This is a genomic window from uncultured Polaribacter sp., from assembly GCF_947500975.1.
Lineage (GTDB): Bacteria > Bacteroidota > Bacteroidia > Flavobacteriales > Flavobacteriaceae > Polaribacter.
This window is the reverse complement of the sequence record NZ_CANMUE010000051.1, coordinates 1-699: the sequence shown is the minus strand read 5'-3', so window position 1 is coordinate 699 and position 699 is coordinate 1. Positions and strand designations below refer to the sequence as shown.

The window sequence follows — 699 nt, the reverse complement described above, 5'->3', positions numbered from 1 at the left end:
CGTTCTACGCAATTTGAAAAACTTACTCAAAATATTAATTCTGACTTTGATTTTAGCTTCTTGCAAAAAAGAAACTGAAAGCAAAACGGAATTTCCTAAATCTGACTTTAATCTCAAAACGGACTTAACCGTTTTCAAGAAAAATATGACTGAATTAGATACCATTAAGGTTTTCTTTGACCATTCAGTTTGCACCTACGAAGGTTACGAAAGAATTGAAATCACTAAACAATCGGATTCAATAAAAATTCGGACTGAATTTAAAGAACTGACTTTTAGTGAAAATAAAAAGCCCGAATGGAATTTAGTTTACGAGAAAAAAATATCGGAAACTGACACTATTTGGCAATTTGAAAAATTTATTGAACGAAACGCAAATCGTAAAACTTCTGACAAGGAAAATCGTGGAATTTTAATAATCGAAAACAAAAAAGACACTATTCAGTTTTATACCGATGGACTTGTGGACTTGAATCACTTTTTAGAAGATTATTATCTGACAATGAGAAAAATATATCCAGAAAACAAAAAGGGAATTTATGGATATGAACTTGCGGAGGAATAAAAACTGCGTAGAACAACGTGTATAATTAATGGCTAGTTCGAGCTTGCTTACGAAAATCCTCGCGGATTTTCTATTCGGTTTTTATTTGCTAAATTAGGTGCTTAAACACGCCACTAATCATACACAAAACCGTT

Annotated in this window: 1 protein-coding gene; it reads left to right on the top strand. The window is 31.8% G+C overall.

The features are described from left to right. On the top strand, positions 1-565 hold a 565-nt coding region (locus Q0733_RS12975; RefSeq protein WP_298782762.1), incomplete at its 5' end, for a hypothetical protein. Positions 566-699 lie beyond the last annotated feature (134 nt).